Origin of the sequence: Streptomyces sp. P9(2023) (assembly GCF_032436795.1) — a bacterium.
In the GTDB taxonomy this organism is placed as follows: domain Bacteria; phylum Actinomycetota; class Actinomycetes; order Streptomycetales; family Streptomycetaceae; genus Streptomyces.
This window is the reverse complement of sequence record NZ_JAUPWM010000023.1, coordinates 14200-29803: the sequence shown is the minus strand read 5'-3', so window position 1 is coordinate 29803 and position 15604 is coordinate 14200. Positions and strand designations below refer to the sequence as shown.

General features: G+C 71.8%; 14 protein-coding genes, 1 tRNA gene and 1 pseudogene. 9 read left to right on the top strand and 7 right to left on the bottom strand.

Features of this window, described 5'->3' with window-relative positions; all coding sequences use genetic code 11:
- Window positions 1-70: 70 nt before the first annotated feature.
- Window positions 71-595, bottom strand: a complete 525-nt coding sequence (locus Q5762_RS25125) for a gluconokinase (protein WP_315894498.1) — start codon at window positions 593-595, stop codon at window positions 71-73.
- Between the two features lie 137 nt (window positions 596-732).
- Between Q5762_RS25125 and Q5762_RS25120 the strand changes: the two genes are divergently transcribed.
- Both Q5762_RS25120 and Q5762_RS25115 read left to right on the top strand, forming a co-directional pair.
- Window positions 733-1434, top strand: a complete 702-nt coding sequence (locus Q5762_RS25120; protein WP_315894497.1) for an FCD domain-containing protein — start codon at window positions 733-735, stop codon at window positions 1432-1434.
- Between the two features lie 196 nt (window positions 1435-1630).
- Entirely contained in the window at window positions 1631-3094 is a 1464-nt protein-coding gene (locus tag Q5762_RS25115) for an amino acid permease (RefSeq protein WP_315894496.1), read from the top strand.
- A 75-nt stretch (window positions 3095-3169) separates the two neighbouring features.
- On the opposite strand, the gene Q5762_RS25110 is transcribed toward Q5762_RS25115, so the two are convergent.
- Both Q5762_RS25110 and Q5762_RS25105 read right to left on the bottom strand, forming a co-directional pair.
- On the bottom strand, window positions 3170-4096 hold the full coding sequence (locus Q5762_RS25110) for an RluA family pseudouridine synthase (RefSeq protein ID WP_315894495.1): 927 nt from the start codon (window positions 4094-4096) through the stop codon (window positions 3170-3172).
- A 69-nt stretch (window positions 4097-4165) separates the two neighbouring features.
- Window positions 4166-4253 (bottom strand) — tRNA-Leu (locus tag Q5762_RS25105).
- Between the two features lie 209 nt (window positions 4254-4462).
- Here Q5762_RS25105 and Q5762_RS25100 point away from each other — a divergent pair.
- The 3 genes from Q5762_RS25100 to Q5762_RS25090 all read left to right on the top strand — a co-directional run bounded on the left by Q5762_RS25100 (window position 4463) and on the right by Q5762_RS25090 (window position 7160).
- Window positions 4463-5788 carry a M20/M25/M40 family metallo-hydrolase gene (locus Q5762_RS25100; protein WP_315894494.1) on the top strand — a complete coding sequence of 442 codons (1326 nt, stop codon included), beginning with the start codon at window positions 4463-4465 and terminating at the stop codon, window positions 5786-5788.
- A gap of 156 nt (window positions 5789-5944) precedes the next feature.
- Window positions 5945-6178, top strand: coding sequence for a chaplin ChpH (gene chpH / locus Q5762_RS25095; protein ID WP_315894493.1), 234 nt, complete (start codon window positions 5945-5947; stop codon window positions 6176-6178).
- Between the two features lie 154 nt (window positions 6179-6332).
- Window positions 6333-7160, top strand: a complete 828-nt coding sequence (locus Q5762_RS25090; protein ID WP_315894492.1) for a chaplin — start codon at window positions 6333-6335, stop codon at window positions 7158-7160.
- 80 nt (window positions 7161-7240) lie between these two features.
- On the opposite strand, the gene Q5762_RS25085 is transcribed toward Q5762_RS25090, so the two are convergent.
- Window positions 7241-7429 (bottom strand): DUF5703 family protein, encoded by a 189-nt coding sequence (locus tag Q5762_RS25085; RefSeq protein ID WP_005319466.1) that lies wholly within the window; start codon window positions 7427-7429, stop codon window positions 7241-7243.
- 47 nt (window positions 7430-7476) lie between these two features.
- On the opposite strand from Q5762_RS25085, the gene Q5762_RS25080 reads away from it, so the two are divergent.
- Window positions 7477-8124 (top strand): hypothetical protein, encoded by a 648-nt coding sequence (locus tag Q5762_RS25080; protein ID WP_315894491.1) that lies wholly within the window; start codon window positions 7477-7479, stop codon window positions 8122-8124.
- A 75-nt stretch (window positions 8125-8199) separates the two neighbouring features.
- Here Q5762_RS25080 and Q5762_RS25075 read toward each other — a convergent pair whose 3' ends face one another.
- Both Q5762_RS25075 and Q5762_RS25070 read right to left on the bottom strand, forming a co-directional pair.
- The gene (locus Q5762_RS25075) at window positions 8200-10356 is read right to left on the bottom strand and encodes a helix-hairpin-helix domain-containing protein (protein ID WP_315894490.1); all 2157 of its coding nucleotides are present in this window, start codon (window positions 10354-10356) and stop codon (window positions 8200-8202) included.
- Window positions 10353-11339: an aldo/keto reductase gene (locus Q5762_RS25070; RefSeq protein WP_315894489.1), complete on the bottom strand. Its 987-nt coding sequence runs from the start codon at window positions 11337-11339 to the stop codon at window positions 10353-10355. The genes Q5762_RS25075 and Q5762_RS25070 overlap by 4 nt, the downstream gene beginning before the upstream one ends.
- Window positions 11340-11468: 129 nt before the next feature.
- Here Q5762_RS25070 and Q5762_RS25065 point away from each other — a divergent pair, with 129 nt between their 5' ends.
- Together Q5762_RS25065 and Q5762_RS25060 are read left to right on the top strand one after the other, a co-directional pair.
- Window positions 11469-12518, top strand: coding sequence for an LLM class F420-dependent oxidoreductase (locus tag Q5762_RS25065; RefSeq protein WP_315894488.1), 1050 nt, complete (start codon window positions 11469-11471; stop codon window positions 12516-12518).
- Between the two features lie 229 nt (window positions 12519-12747).
- Window positions 12748-13533 (top strand): ferritin-like domain-containing protein, encoded by a 786-nt coding sequence (locus Q5762_RS25060; protein WP_315894487.1) that lies wholly within the window; start codon window positions 12748-12750, stop codon window positions 13531-13533.
- A gap of 46 nt (window positions 13534-13579) precedes the next feature.
- On the opposite strand, the pseudogene Q5762_RS25055 reads toward Q5762_RS25060, so the two are convergent.
- Window positions 13580-14606: pseudogene (locus Q5762_RS25055) on the bottom strand (magnesium and cobalt transport protein CorA).
- Window positions 14607-14880: 274 nt separating this feature from the next.
- On the opposite strand from Q5762_RS25055, the gene Q5762_RS25050 reads away from it, so the two are divergent.
- On the top strand, window positions 14881-15570 hold the full coding sequence (locus tag Q5762_RS25050; protein WP_315894486.1) for a histidine phosphatase family protein: 690 nt from the start codon (window positions 14881-14883) through the stop codon (window positions 15568-15570).
- Window positions 15571-15604 lie beyond the last annotated feature (34 nt).

The following is a 15604-nucleotide window of genomic DNA, read 5'->3' as shown; positions in this document are numbered from 1 at the left end:
ACGTACGGGGGTCACGTCGAGGGGGTCGACGTACGGGGGTGACGCCGACGGGATCGGCGTACGGCGGAGATCAGTCGACGAGTCGACGCAGCGCGGTGACCGCCCGCGCGGCGATCTCCTCGGGCGAGCCGGAGACGTCGACCGCGACACCGGCCTCGTCCTCGCCGAGCCGCTCCAGCGTGGCGAACTGCGAATCGAGCAGCGCCGCCGGCATGAAGTGCCCCTTGCGCTCGGCCATCCGCCCCTCGATCAGCTCGCGGGAGCCGGTCAGGTGGAGGAAGACCACGCCGGGTGCGGCCGCCCGCAGCCGGTCCCGGTAGGTCCGCTTGAGCGCGGAGCTGCTCACCACCCCGCCGAGCCCTTCCCGGCCGTGCGCCCAGCGCCCGATCGCGTCGAGCCAGGGGCCGCGGTCGGCGTCGTCCAACGGCACGCCGGCCGACATCTTGGCGACGTTCGCCGCCGGGTGGAAGTCGTCGCCCTCGGCATAGGGGACGCCGAGCGCGGCCGCGACCAGCGGTCCGATGGTCGTCTTGCCGGTGCCGGCGACGCCCATCACGACGACGACCCGGGGGACCGTCGGGGAGGTGGTGCTCATGGGTGGTGCCTCGCTGTCTTCTTCGACATCGATCCGTCGCGCTCATGAAACCCATTGGGTACGACGTATTCAAGAGGCTGTGACATTAAAGTCATACTTTTTGTTCCCGATCTTGGTCGCCGCGTAGGCTGACCCCCATGACGACACCGGCCCAGGGGCTTCATTCGCGCGTCCTCGCCACCCTGGGTCTCGCGATCACCGCGGGGGAGTACCCGCCCGGCAGCGTGCTCCGCACCGACGAGCTCGCCCAGCGCTTCGACGTCTCCCGCACCGTGGTCCGCGAGGTCGTCCGCGTCCTGGAGTCCATGCACCTGGTCGAGTCCCGCCGCCGCGTCGGCGTGATCGTCCTGCCGACCGAGCAGTGGAACGTGTACGACCCCCAGGTCATCCGCTGGCGCCTGGCCGGCGCCGACCGCCCCCGCCAGCTGCGCTCCCTGACCGTGCTCCGCTCGGCGGTCGAGCCGGTCGCCGCCGGCCTCGCCGCCACCCACGCCACCCCCGAGCAGTGCCGCGAGCTCACCGAGCAGGCCCTCGGCATGGTCGCCACCTCGCGCGGCCGGCAGCTGGAGGCCTACCTCGTCCACGACATCGCCTTCCACCGGGTCGTCCTCAACGCCTCCGGCAACGAGATGTTCGCCCGGCTCGGTGACGTCGTCGCCGAGGTGCTCACCGGCCGCACGCACCACCAGGTCATGTTCGAGGACCCCGACCCGGCCGCCGTCACCCTCCACGTCCAGGTCGCCGAGGCCGTACGGGAGCGGGACGCGGTCCGCGCCGAGGAGCTGACCCGCCAGATCGCGGTCGGCGCGCTCAAGGAACTGGACGTTCTCGCACCGTAAATCCTGCCGATCCAAGGTGTTCGCCCGGTAGGAACCTCAGAATTAGCTCAAATATGGGCGAGCAGTGACATTGGCCACTGCCGAATTCCCGCCTTGCCGTGACGATGTGCGCTGGCCCTGAGAGCCGTGGACGACCTCCACGCGCGCGTGGCCGGGTACCGCACAGCCCCTCCCCCTCACGAAGGCGAACAACTCCATGAGTGACCGCACCCTCCCTGCGGCCGACACGCTGTCCGCCACGCCACCGGCGACCGGAGCGTCCCCCCACGTCGACGCCGGTGACGCCGGGTACCGCAAGGACCTGAAGTCCCGCCACATCAACATGATCGCCATCGGCGGCGCGATCGGCACCGGCCTCTTCCTCGGCGCCGGTGGCCGCATGGCCAACGCGGGACCGTCCCTCTTCATCGCGTACGCCGTCTGCGGTGTCTTCGCCTTCTTCGTGGTGCGGGCCCTCGGCGAGCTGGTCCTCTACCGCCCCTCCTCCGGAGCCTTCGTCTCCTACGCCCGTGAGTTCATGGGCGAGAAGGGCGCCTACACGGCCGGCTGGCTCTACTTCCTCAACTGGTCGACCACCGCCATCGCCGACATCACCGCGGCCGCGACCTACGCCCACTTCTGGGCCATGTTCAGCGACGTCCCGCAGTGGATCCTCGCCCTCATCGCCCTCGCGGTCGTCCTCGCCGCCAACCTCATCTCGGTGAAGTACTTCGGCGAGATGGAGTTCTGGTTCGCGATCATCAAGGTCGGCGCCCTCGTCGCCTTCATGCTCATCGGCATCTTCCTGGTCGTGACCTCGCACGACATCGGCGGCCACACCCCGGGCCTGTCCACCATCACGGACAACGGCGGCGTCTTCCCCACCGGCGTCATGCCGATGCTGCTGCTGATCCAGGGCGTCGTCTTCGCCTACGCCTCCGTCGAGCTGTGCGGCGTCGCCGCCGGTGAGACCGAGAACCCCGAGAAGATCATGCCGCGCGCGATCAACTCGATCATGTGGCGCGTGGGCCTCTTCTACGTCGGTTCCGTCGTCCTCCTCGCGCTCCTCCTGCCGTACACCGCGTACTCCGGCGACCAGAGCCCCTTCGTCACGGTCTTCGACAAGCTGGGCATCCCCGGCGCCGCCGGCGTGATGAACCTGGTCGTCCTGACGGCCGCGCTCTCCAGCCTGAACTCGGGCCTGTACTCCACCGGCCGGATCCTGCGCTCCATGTCGCTGTCGGGCTCCGCGCCCAAGTTCACCGGTGTCATGAACAAGGGCGGCGTCCCCTACGGCGGCATCCTGCTCACCGCCGCCTTCGGTGTCCTGGGCGTCGGCCTGAACTACCTGATGCCCGGCGAGGCCTTCGAGCTCGTGCTGAACTTCGCCTCCATCGGCATCATCGGCACCTGGGCCATGATCATGGTCTGCTCGCTGCTGTTCGTGAACCGTTCCAAGGACGGGCGGGTCACCCGCCCCGGCTACCAGCTGCCCTGGGCCCCGTACACCCAGATCGTCACCCTGGTCTTCCTCGGCTCGGTCCTGGTCCTGATGTGGATGGACGGCGGCATCAGCCGCACCACCGTGAACTCCCTCCCGCTGATCGGGCTCGCGCTCGTCGGCGGCTGGTTCCTGGTCCGCAAGCGGGTCCGCACGACGGCGGCGGCCCTCAAGGACTGACGTACCCCCCACGGGAGCGTGAGACCCCCGCAGGCGGCGGCCTGCGGGGGTCTCACGCTGTCCGCGTACGCGGCCTCAGTCCAGCCCGCCGAGTCGCAGCCCGCTCTCGAACCGCAGCGGCACCCCCGTGACCGGGTCGGTGAACTCCAGCACCCGCGCGAGCAGTTGCAGCGGCCGCGTGTAGTCCTCGGGCCCGTCCTCGCGGACCACCGGATAGACCGGATCATGCAGGATCGGCAGCCCCAGGGCGTTCATGTGCACCCGCAGCTGATGGGTGCGCCCGGTCGCCGGCAGCAGCCGGTACCGCCCGAGCCCGCCGCGCCGCTCGACCAGCTCGATCCGGCTCTCGCTGTTCGGCTCGCCCGGCTCCTCCCGCGCGGCGATCACCCCGCGCTCCTTCACGATCCGGCTCCGTACGGTCACCGGCAGCGCGACGGCCGGGTCGTACGCCGCCACGGCCTCGTACTCCTTGCCGACCAGCCGGTCCCGGAGCAGCGTCTGGTACGCCCCCCGATCCCCGGGCCGCACCACGAACAGCACGAGCCCGGCCGTCAGCCGGTCCAGCCGGTGCGCGGGCTGCAGCTCCGGCACCCCGAGCTCCCGCCGCAGCCGGGCGAGCGCCGTCTCGGTCACATGCCGTCCGCGCGGCATCGTCGCCAGGAAGTGCGGCTTGTCGACGACCACGATCCGCTCGTCCCGGTACACCACCCCGACCTCGAAGGGCACCCGCTCCTCGACCGGAAAGTCCCGGTGGAACCAGAGGTACGTCCCCGCGACGTACGGCGCGTCCTCCGTGACGGGCCCGTCCACCCCGACGAACCGCCCGTCCCGCACCATCTCCGCGACTCGCGCGTCCCCGACGGCGCCCCCGTACCGGGCCCGCAGATACTCCCCGACGGTCGCCCACCCCGCCCCGGAGTCCTCGGGCAGCCGCACCCGTACGGGATCGATTCCCTCCCGCTGCGCGAGCGGCGCGGCCGGCCCCTTCGTTCTGCGTCTCACCGGTCCCACCGATCCGTCACGCCATGTCCGTAAAACAAGAAAGACCCCACATGATGTGGGGTCCTTCGCTGGTGTCCGAGGGGGGACTTGAACCCCCACGCCCGATAAAGGGCACTAGCACCTCAAGCTAGCGCGTCTGCCATTCCGCCACCCGGACAAGGTGTCTGTCTTTCCGGCCGCTCGGCCGTTCCGACGTGGAAAACCATAGCAAACATTGGGGGTGGCCGATCACCACCCCCGGTCCGGCCGGAACCGTGTGACGGGCGCATGTCGGCCGGTGGCCGCCCTTGGGTCCCGGGGGTCGGGCGCGCGAGGATGGGGGCGTCCACCAGCAAGCACGTGGGGCACGTAGTGGGAGGAAGCAGCGTGAGCGAGTCGAACACGGCCCGGAGCGTCACCGGGGAGAGCGAGGTCGTCGACCTCTGTCGTGACCTCATCCGCATCGACACCAGCAACTACGGCGACCACTCGGGTCCGGGCGAGCGGGCGGCGGCGGAGTACGTCGCCGAGAAGCTCGCGGAGGTCGGCCTCGAGCCGAAGATCATCGAGTCGCACAAGGGGCGGGCCTCCACCGTCGCCCGTATCGAGGGCGAGGACCCGTCCAAGCCCGCCCTCCTCATCCACGGCCACACCGACGTCGTGCCGGCCAACGCCGAGGACTGGACCCACCACCCCTTCTCCGGCGAGGTCGCCGACGGCTGCGTCTGGGGCCGGGGCGCGGTCGACATGAAGGACATGGACGCGATGACCCTCGCGGTCGTACGGGACCGGATGCGCAGCGGCCGCAAGCCCCCGCGCGACATCGTCCTGGCGTTCCTCGCCGACGAGGAGGCGGGCGGCACCTACGGGGCCCGGCACCTGGTCGACCACCACCGGGACCTCTTCGACGGGGTGACCGAGGCGATCGGCGAGGTCGGCGGCTTCTCCTTCACCGTCAACGAGAACCTGCGGCTCTATCTGGTCGAGACGGCGCAGAAGGGCATGCACTGGATGCGGCTGACCGTCGAGGGCACGGCCGGCCACGGCTCGATGACCAACAACGACAACGCCATCACGGAGCTCTGCGAGGCCGTGGGCCGCCTCGGCCGCCACCAGTGGCCGGTCAGGGTCACCAAGACCGTACGGTCGTTCCTGGACGAACTCTCCGACGCGCTGGGCACCCCGCTCGACCCCGAGGACATGGAGGCGACCCTCGCCAAGCTCGGCGGCATCGCCAAGATGGTCGGCGCGACCCTGCGGAACTCCGCCGCCCCGACCATGCTCGGCGCCGGCTACAAGGTGAACGTCATCCCCGGCCAGGCCACCGCGCACGTCGACGGCCGCTTCCTGCCCGGTTACGAGGAGGAGTTCCTCGCCGACCTCGACCGGATCCTCGGCCCCCGGGTCAAGCGCGAGGACGTGCACGGCGACAAGGCCCTGGAGACCAGCTTCGACGGCTCCCTCGTGGACGCGATGCAGCTGGCCCTGCAGGCCGAGGACCCGATCGCCCGGGCCGTGCCGTACATGCTCTCCGGCGGCACCGACGCCAAGTCCTTCGACGACCTCGGCATTCGCTGCTTCGGCTTCGCGCCGCTCCAGCTGCCGCCGGAGCTGGACTTCGCCGGGATGTTCCACGGCGTGGACGAGCGGGTGCCGGTGGACGGGCTGAAGTTCGGCGTCCGCGTGCTCGATCGATTCATCGACGCCTCCTGAGCGGAGTTCTCGATCACTCGTTTCCGATAATCGGCCACGTGTACGCCTATGACCGGAAAGAGTGAATGCGCTCATAGGCTCGTAGCCCCATTGCATCCCCCTCGTTACAGGTGGTGCGGTCCGCGGCTGGGACCGCATTGCCAACAAGGAGGAATAATGATCAAGAAGGTCGTCGCTGCTGCGGCTGCCACTGGCGGTCTCGTTCTCGCGGGTGCGGGCATGGCCGTTGCCGACTCGGGTGCGCAGGGTGCCGCCATCGGTTCCCCCGGCGTGCTCTCGGGCAACGTCGTCCAGGTGCCGGTCCACGTCCCGGTGAACCTGTGCGGCAACACGGTCTCCGTGATCGGGCTGCTGAACCCCGCCTTCGGCAACACCTGCGTCAACGCCTGACGTTGTGCCTCGACCCGTTAAGGGTCTGAGCCAGGCCGGCCCCGGAGTGCGTGCCATGCACTCCGGGGCCGGTGGGCATTCGGCCCCGGGCGGCGCGCCCGGTGGCCCTCTTCTGGAGCCAGAAGGCAGAAGCCGAGAAGGCAGGGAACAAGCTATGCGACAGGTCACGCGTAAGGGCCTGATCACCTTTGCGGCCGCGGGCGGCGTCATCGCCCTCGGCGGTGGTTATGCGAATGCCGATTCGGGAGCGAACGGCACGGCCTCGAATTCCCCGGGCGTAGCGTCCGGCAATTCCGTCCAGGTCCCGGTGCACGCGCCGGTGAACGTCTGCGGAAACACCGTCAACGTCGTCGGGTTGCTCAACCCGGCGTTCGGCAACAAGTGCGCCAACGTCTCCAAGCCCGGCACCGGCAAGCACCGCGGCTCCTCGGCCGAGGGCGGCACCGGCAACTCCCCGGGCGTCGGCTCCGGGAACAACGTCCAGGTGCCGGTCGACGTCCCCGTGAACGCCTGCGGGAACAGCGTCTCGGTCGTCGGCGCCATCAACCCGGCGTTCGGCAACGAGTGCGGCAACGGAATCGAGCCGACGCACCCCGGGAATCCGGGCAACCCGGGGAATCCCGGCGAGCCGGGCAACCCCGGGAATCCCGGTAACCCGGGTAACCCGGGGAATCCGGGCAACCCTGGAAACCCGGGGAATCCGGGTGAGCCGGGGAACCCCGGCAACCCCGGCAACCCCGGCAACCCTGGCACGCCCGGTAACCCCGGCACCCCTGGCAACCCGAGTGACTCCGGGGAGCACGGTGGGCCCGGGACGCCGAACGGCCCGAACACGCCCGGTACGCACACGATCACGCAGCCCGAGGCGACCGAGGAGCTGGCCCAGACCGGTGCCGGTGAGCTCGGAATGGCCGTCTCGGCCGGTGCCGGTCTGCTGCTCGCCGGCTCGGTGCTCTACCGCCGCGCCCGCCGGACCGCGTAGGGCCGGTCAGGACCGCGTAGGACCGCCCGGAACGGTCGGGCGACGCAGAGGGGCCCCGCACCGCGGGGCCCCTTCTCATGTCACCAGGTGGCGCGGACCTGACGGATGATGCGCCGGCGCAGCCGCACCCTGCGGCTGCCGTCCCGGTGCAGGCTCAGGCGGTCCAACTCCCAGTGCCCGTACTCGGCATGGTCGGTCAGAAGCCGCGTCGCCTCCTTGCGGGAGACGCCGCGCGGCACGTACACGTCGACAAATTCGTATTCCGGCATCGCATCTATTGTGCGGGCACAGGCCCGGTACGGATAGCGTGCGTCCCATGTCTGATGCTGCGCAGCCCACCGCTGCCGAGGTACGTGCCGCCGCCGAGGCGGTCAAAGCCGCACTGGACCGTCACCTCGAGGCGGTCGAACGTCGTTCGGGGGACGACGACCCGGCCGTCTACGAAGCCTTCAACGCCCTCGCCGCGGCGGCCGAGGCCTACGACGAGCGGCTCTACGACCGGTACGACGAGGTCACCCCCTTCGAGATCCCGGGCGCCGACGACTCGCTCCCGCCCTACGCCGGACCGGAGGAGCCGCACGCCCTCAGTGTGCTGATCCGCCGCGACTACGCCGTCGTGGAACCGCAGCGGCTGGTGGCCCAGGCCCAGCGCATCGCCGACCTGGAGAACGACGAGGAGGGTTCGGACGCGGCCCCCGCCGTCGGTGGCAGCACGCACGCCGCGCTCGGCGTGCTCTTCGGTGAGTACGAACCGGACGAAATCGCCTCACGGCACAAGGAGTTCGGCCTTGAGGAGGGCGACTCCACGCTCTGGGTCTCGGCCGCGGAGGAGCTGCCGGAGCCGGGGGAGTGGCTGAACGCCCCCTTCGAGCAGGCCGATCCGGAGCGCATCGTCTGCCGGTTCGACGTCAGCGCCGTCTTCGACGACGAGCTGGACGACGACCTGGAGGAGCAAGACGCCTGAGCGGTACGGCGGAGGGCGGGGCACCCGATGGTGTCCCGCCCTCCGCCGTACCCAGCACCGTCGCCCCGGGCCGCGTCAGTCCTCTTCGGCGGCGAGCAGGGCCTCCAGGAGCGGCCTCAGTCGGGTCGTACGCTCCTGGGACACCCCCTCGGCCACCGCACGGGGCAGCGCCTGGTCCACCCCGTGGACGACCGAGAGGTGACGCTCGCCCCGGCCGAAGGCCGTGTACACCCAGGCCCGGCTCAGCCCCTGGGCCGCGTCGCCCGGCAGCACCACGACCGCGGCCGGCCAGCGCATCCCGGCCGCCTGGTGCGCCGTGAGCGCCCAGCCGTGCCGCAGCGCGGACTCCACCCGCTCCTTCGGTACGACGAGCGGCTCGCCGGCGCACTCCAGGCGCAGGCCGTCCGCGTCCGCCCCCACGACCGTCCCGGTCACCGTCCGCCCCGGAGCCGGCACGTACGTCACCCGGTCACCCGGGTCGAAGCCGCCGAAGCGGCCGGGGCCGGGGTTGAGCCGCTGCTTCAGCGCCGCGTTCAGCGCGCGGGTGCCCGCGGAGCCGCCGTGTCCGACCGTGATCACCTGCGTCTGCTCGGCCGGCACGTCGATGGCCCGGGGGATCGAGTCGGCGACGAGCTGGACCGTGCGGTGGACGGCTTCGCCGGCGTCCCTGACCGGGACGATCACGACCTCCTTGCCGGGCGCCTCCACCTGGTTCAGCTCGCCGATGCCGATGCCCGAGACCAGCTCGCCGATCGGACCGGGGTCGGGGACCCGGGAGGCGATCCGCGGGCACACCCCGGCCGCCAGCACATCGGCGAACACCCGGCCGGCGCCGGCCGAGCCGAGGACGTCGGGGTCGCCGCTGAGCACCAGCCGGCAGCCGTCCGGCAGGGACTCCACGAGCGTCGTGGCGCTCTCCACGTCCAGCTGCGGCGCGTCCAGGACGACCAGCAGGTCCAGGGCCAGGGCGCCGTCCTCGTCCCGGCCGGGACCGGCGGCGCCGGACAGCAGGGCGGCGACGGTCAGCGCCGCGCCGCCGAGCCGCTGGACCCCGTTCTCGCTGTGGGTGGCCACGGCGACCCGCAGGCCCCGCTCCCGGGCGGCCTCGGCGAGCGCGACCGGCTCGCTGCGGGCCGCCTCGCCCCCGGTGTGCAGGACCAGGCCGTGCGCGCCGGCCGCGGTGACCAGCTCGGGTCCTTCCCAGACCTCCGCGGAGACGGTCTTGACCAGCCGGGCCAGTCCGTCGGCCAGGCTCTCCTCGGCGAGGGCGTACCGGTCGAGCCCCAGCAGGGCGGGCACGTCGGGCCACTCGGCGGCTTCATAGGCGGACGGTTCGTCGTCCTCGCCCTCGTCCCCGCCCTCGTCCTCGTCCCCGGCCGCCTCCGGGGCGGGCTCCTCCTCCTGGAACAGCAGCACGGCGCCCTCGGCGGCCGCCTCCCGGACGGCCTCGTCCGGGTCGGGCACCGACAGCTTCGCGAGCTCGGCACGTACAGCGGAGTCCTCCAGGGCCGTGTGCCCCTTCAGCGCGGCCCGCTCGAGCAGCCAGGTCACCAGGGCGACGGCCCGGCGGGGGTCGCCCGGCCCGCACTCCGCGCCGAGCAGGGCCCGGGCGAAGCCGTCGGCGTGCTCCGGCTGCACCCCGGGCACCGACAGCAGCAGCCACGGGTCGTCCCGCAGCGCCTCGGCGGCGCCCTCGCCCAGGGTGGCGGCGACCTGTCCGGTCAGCGATTCCGGTGCCCCGCCGTGCGCGAGGACCTCCCGTACGGCCGTCAGCGTCTCCGGGGAGGCCGTCTGCCGCTGGGCCGCCGGGCGCGGCGCGGCGGCCGGTGCGGGCGCCGGGACGGGGGCGGGTCGTCGGGGCTCGGGCGAGGACGTGGGCGTCGGCGCCTCGACGAACGCGGCGCCCGACTTCGTACCGCTCTCCACGGCTCGTACCGCCGCGAGCAGCTCGGCCGCCGTGCCGCTGAGCTTCGCGCCCGCGTCCACGGGCGCCGCCTTCTCGGCCTTGCGCTGCTCGATCCTGGCCCGCAGCTCCCGCTGCGCGGCCAGCTCCGCCTGCGCCTCGGACACCTCGGCGGCCTTGGCTTCCCCGTCGGCCGTGGCGACCGCCCCGTCGGAGGCCTCGGACGCCTCCTCGCCGGCCTCGGGGGCGAGCTCGGCCGCTGCCTCGTCGGTCTCGCCCGGCTCGGGCTCGGTGGCCTCGGGCGGGGTCTCCCGCGAAGGCTCGGTCACAAGGTGCTCCAGTCCTGGTCCGGATAGCGGTGCACGGGCGCCGACACATCGTCGAGCGCCCGGCGGATCTCGTCAGGAAGACTAAGGCCCTCCACTGACAATGCCGCCGTGAGCTGCCGCGCGTTGCGCGCTCCGACGATCGGGGCGGTCACACCGGGCCGGTCCCGGACCCAGGCGAGCGCCACCTGGAGCGGCGTCGTCGCGAGCCCGTCCGCCGCCGTCGCGACCGCGTCCACGATCCGGCTCGCCGCCTCGTCGAGATACGGCTCCACGAAGGGCGCCATGGTCTCCGAACCGCCCCGCGAGTCCGACGGTGTGCCCGTGCGGTACTTCCCCGTCAGCACCCCGCGCCCCAGCGGTGAGGAGGGCAACAGGCCTATCCCCAGATCCAGGGCCGCGGGCAGCACCTCGCGCTCGACGCCCCGCTGCAGCAGCGAGTACTCCATCTGCGTCGCCGCGAGCCGCGTCCGCCCGGCCCCCGTCGCGCCGAGCTGCCAGGTGCCCGCCTTCGCCAGCTGCCACCCGCAGAAGTTCGACACCCCCACGTACCGGGCGCGGCCGCTGCTGACGGCGATGTCCAGCGCCTGCAGGGACTCCTCCAGCGGCGTGTGCGGATCGAAGGCGTGCAGCTGCCACAGGTCCACGTGGTCCGTGCCGAGCCGGTCGAGGGAGGCGTCCAGCGCGGCCAGCAGGTGCCCGCGCGAGCCGTCCATCCGCCGGTCCGGGTCGGGCACGCTGCCTGCCTTGGTGGAGACGACCAGATCCCGCCGTGGCACCAGCCGCTCCATGAGCTGCCCGAGCACGTACTCGGCCTCGCCCCCGCCGTACACGTCCGCCGTGTCGACGAGCGTGCCGCCCGCGTCCCAGAACGCCTTCAACTGGTCGGCGGCGTCGTGCTCGTCGGTGTCCCGGCCCCACGTGAGGGTGCCGAGCCCGAGTCGGGACACGCGCAGGCCGGTACGTCCGAGATGCCTCTGCTCCATGGGCGCGAGATTACTGGCCAAGACCCCACGCGGAGAGAGCCTGTGGACAACCTCCCCCTGACGGATCCCGCACCCGCGCGCTAGAGTCCGGCCCAAGGGACGTTACTGATCGGTAAAGAGGGTGTGGTCATGAGGCTCGGCATCAACCTCGGCTACTGGGGCGCCGGTATGGACGGCGACAATCTCGCCGTCGCCCAGGAGGCGGACCGCCTCGGATACGACGTCTGCTGGGCCGCCGAGGCCTACGGCTCCGACGCGCCCACCGTGCTCTCCTGGGTGGCCGCGAAGACCGAGCGGATCGACGTCGGCTCCGCGATCATGCAGATCCCGGCCCGCCAGCCCGCGATGACGGCGATGACCGCCGCCACCCTCGACTCGCTCTCCGGCGGCCGCTTCCGCCTGGGCCTCGGCGTGTCCGGGCCGCAGGTCTCCGAGGGCTGGTACGGCGTCAAGTTCGACAAGCCCCTGGCACGCACCCGCGAGTACGTCGAGATCGTCCGCAGGGCGATGTCGCGCGAGCGGCTCACGTACGAGGGTCAGCACTGGACGCTCCCGCTGCCGGACGGCCCGGGCAAGCCCATCAAGCTCACCGTGCACCCGCAGCGCGAGCACATCCCGCTCTACATCGCCGCGATCGGCCCGAAGAACCTGGAGCAGACCGGCGAGATCGCCGACGGCGCGCTGCTGATCTTCCCCTCCGCCGAGCACCTGGAGGAGACGGCGCTGCGCCCGCTCCGCGCGGGCCGCGAGAAGGCCGGGCTGACCATGGAGGGCTTCGACGTCCACCCCACCCTGCCGATCGCCCTCGGCGACGACATCGACGCCCTGGCCGACATCTTCCGCCCGTACACCGCCCTGTACGTCGGCGGCATGGGCAGCCGGAAGCAGAACTTCTACAACCAGCTCGCCCAGCGGATGGGCTACGAGAAGCAGGCCGCCGAGATCCAGGACAAGTACCTGTCCGGGGACAAGGCGGGCGCCGCGGCCGCCGTACCGCGCCAGCTGATCGACCAGACCACGCTGCTCGGCTCCGTCGAGCGGATCGCCGACCGGATGAAGGCCTACGCCGAGGCCGGTGTCACAACCCTGACCCTCGCCCCGGCCGGCTTCACCCTGGACGAGCGGGTGGCGGCCCTGCGGGCGGGCACCGAGGCCCTGGAGCGCGCGGGCCTCGCGTAGGCCCAGCCGGAAGCTCCGCGGAAGTCTGCGGCCGTGGTGGGGGCTCGGGGGGTCTTCCCCGCCACGGCCGTCATGCTGCACAACGCGCCGGACGGCGCACGGTTACGAGTGAAGCGCTCCTTCTTTCAGCCGAACGGCCCGCCCCTCCTGTTGCCCACCCGGCCGTACCGCACTTGACTCGTTCTCTGCGGACGTGCGGCGTGCGGACGCCCGCATGGAGGTGGCAGCAATGCTCAGTGCCAAAAGTCTGTTCCAGGAAATCGTCGACGACGACGAGTCCTTCCAGCTCTTCTGCTCCATCGCCGCGAGCGGCGAGTCGCAGGGCGGCTGGGAGAACGCGCGGATCGCGGCTCTCGTCGCCCCCGGCATGCGGGAGCTGGCCCCCAAGATCACCCGGCACGGCGCCGACGAGGACAAACACGGCAGGATCTTCAACGCGTTGCTGAAGAAGCGCGGCCTCGAACCCGTACCGGTGCCGCCCGAGACCGACTACACGATGCTCCTCGAACAGCGCGGCATCGGCCTCGCCCACGACAGGCTCCGCCGCGACGAGCCGCTGAGCGAGGACGACATCATCGTCTACCTCGCGCACAGCCGGGTCACCGAGCAGCGGGCCGCGGACCAGATGGACATGCTGGTCACGTACTTCGGGAACCATCCCGAGCTCGGCAAGGCCATCCACATGATCGACCACGACGAGGCGAACCACCTCGCGTACTGCCACGAGGAGCTGCTGCGCCTCGCGTACGAAGGACATGGCCGGCTCATCCAGCGCACCCTGCGCGAGTCCGCGCTGGCCGAGATCAGGGTCTACCGCGACGTCAGCCTCGCCGTGATGGGCCACATGGGCCGCATCCTGAAGTGGCCGAAGGCCAAGGCGGGCGCGCTCGCCGCCGGGATCCACGGCATGTACGCGTACGAACGTGTCGCCGGCTGGCACAAGATGGTCGACCTGGAGATGCCGGAGCGCCGCGACGCGCTCGGCGGGCCTGCCACCCCGGCCCCCGCGTTCTGAACAGCCCGTCGAGCTCCTGGCGCCGGGGCCACCCCCGGCGCCGGGGCTACAGCCAGCCCCGGCGCTTGAACAGCCGGTACAGACCGACCTCGATGCCGGCCATCAGCAGGATCACGGCCGGATACGACCAGGTCCAGGTCAGCTCCGGCATGTGCTCGAAGTTCATGCCGTAGATCCCCGCGACCATCGTGGGGACGGCGGCCATGGCGGCCCACGCCGAGATCTTCCGCATGTCGTCGTTCTGGCGTACGCCCATCTGCGCCAGGTGCGCCGACAGGATGTCCGACAGCAGCCGGTCCAGGCCCTCCACCTGCTCGTTGGCGCGCGTCAGATGGTCGCTGACGTCCCGGAAGAAGGGCTGGGCGGCCTCGCTCACGTACGGCACCGCGCCGGTCGCCGGCTTCGCCATCGGCCCCGCCGGCGGTCCGCCCGCCCGCCGGAACTCCAGGACCTGCCGCTTGGCCGTGTAGATCCGCTCCGCCGTGTTCGCCGGACTGACGCCCGCCGGCGCGAACACGTCCGCCTCCAGCTCCTCCAGGTCGACCTGGAGTTCGCCGGCCACCTCGATGTAGTGGTCCACCACCGCGTCGCTGATCGCGTACAGGACGGACGTCGGGCCGTGCTTCAGCACCTCGGGTTCCGCCTCCAGACGGCGCCGTACGGTCGCCAGCGGCGCCCCCTCCCCGTGCCGGACCGTCACCACGAACGAATCGCCCACGAACAGCATCAGCTCGTCCGAGGAGACCCGGTCGCTCTCCGGCTCGTACACCACGGGTTTGAGGACGACGAACAGCGCATCGTCGTAGACCTCCAGCTTGGGCCGCTGATGCGCCTTCAGGGCGTCCTCGACGGCTGGGGGTACCTCCCATGCCCGTTCAGGGCTATGGGGGAGGATGCAGCGCGAACTCGTCCGAGACATGGGCGAACTCCGCCTCCGTCGGCTCGTGGAGCCCCACCCAGAGGAACGCGTCCCCGGTCGCTCTCGCCTCGTCCAGGGCGTCGGACAGGTCGGCGGGCCCGTCCGTACGGCGCCCGTCCCGGTAGATGGCGGAGTCCACGATCACGCGCCGCATTCTCCCCCGCACCACGCCGTCCCGCACCCGCGGACACCCCCCCCACGCGCGCGTGCGGGCGCCACAGGGGGTGTCCTGTGGGCCATGCCGGGCTCGCGACGCCTGGCACGCACGCTCGCGGCGTTGTCGTCAGTCGCCGACGTCCCCCGTAGCCCTTCGGGCACGGGAGGTGCCCCCACCGCGCCGCCTCCTTCCTCCGCCTTGCGGTCGCACGCACCGGACGCCGCTCACTTTTTCCGGCCTGACCCACAAGACACCCCCTACCCTTGCCGCCATGGCCACGCTTCTTCTCGTCCGGCACGGACGCTCCACCGCCAACACCTCTGGTGTCCTCGCCGGGCGGATGCCCGGGGTCGCCCTCGACGAGCGCGGGCTCGCGCAGGCCGCCGCCCTGCCCGGGCGGCTGGCCGGCGTGCCGCTCGCCGCCGCCGTCACCAGCCCGCTCCAGCGCTGCCGCGAGACCCTGCGGCCGCTCCTCGACGCCCGGCCCGAGCTGCCGCTCCACACCGACGAGCGGATCAGCGAGTGCGACTACGGCGACTGGTCCGGCCGCAAGCTCGCCGAACTGGCCGACGAACCCCTCATGCAGGTCGTCCAGGCGCACGCCTCCGCCGCGGCCTTCCCGGGCGGCGAGTCGATGCGCGCCATGCAGACGCGGGCCGTCGACGCCGTACGGGACTGGAACGCGCGCGTGGAGGCCGAACACGGCGAGGACGCCGTCTACGCGATGTGCTCCCACGGCGACGTCATCAAGTCGATCGTCGCCGACGCCCTCGGCATGCACCTGGACCTCTTCCAGCGCATCCACGTCGACCCGTGCTCCGTCACCGTCATCCGCTACACGCGGCTGCGCCCTTTCGTCGTACGCCTCGGCGACACCGGCGACTTCACCGCGCTCGCCCCCCGGGAGGCCGCCGATCCGAACGGGGCCGCCGAGGTCGGGGGCGGTGCGGGCGCACCGTGATCCATCCGCGCAGTAGGGTGGACGGGCCGCTGTA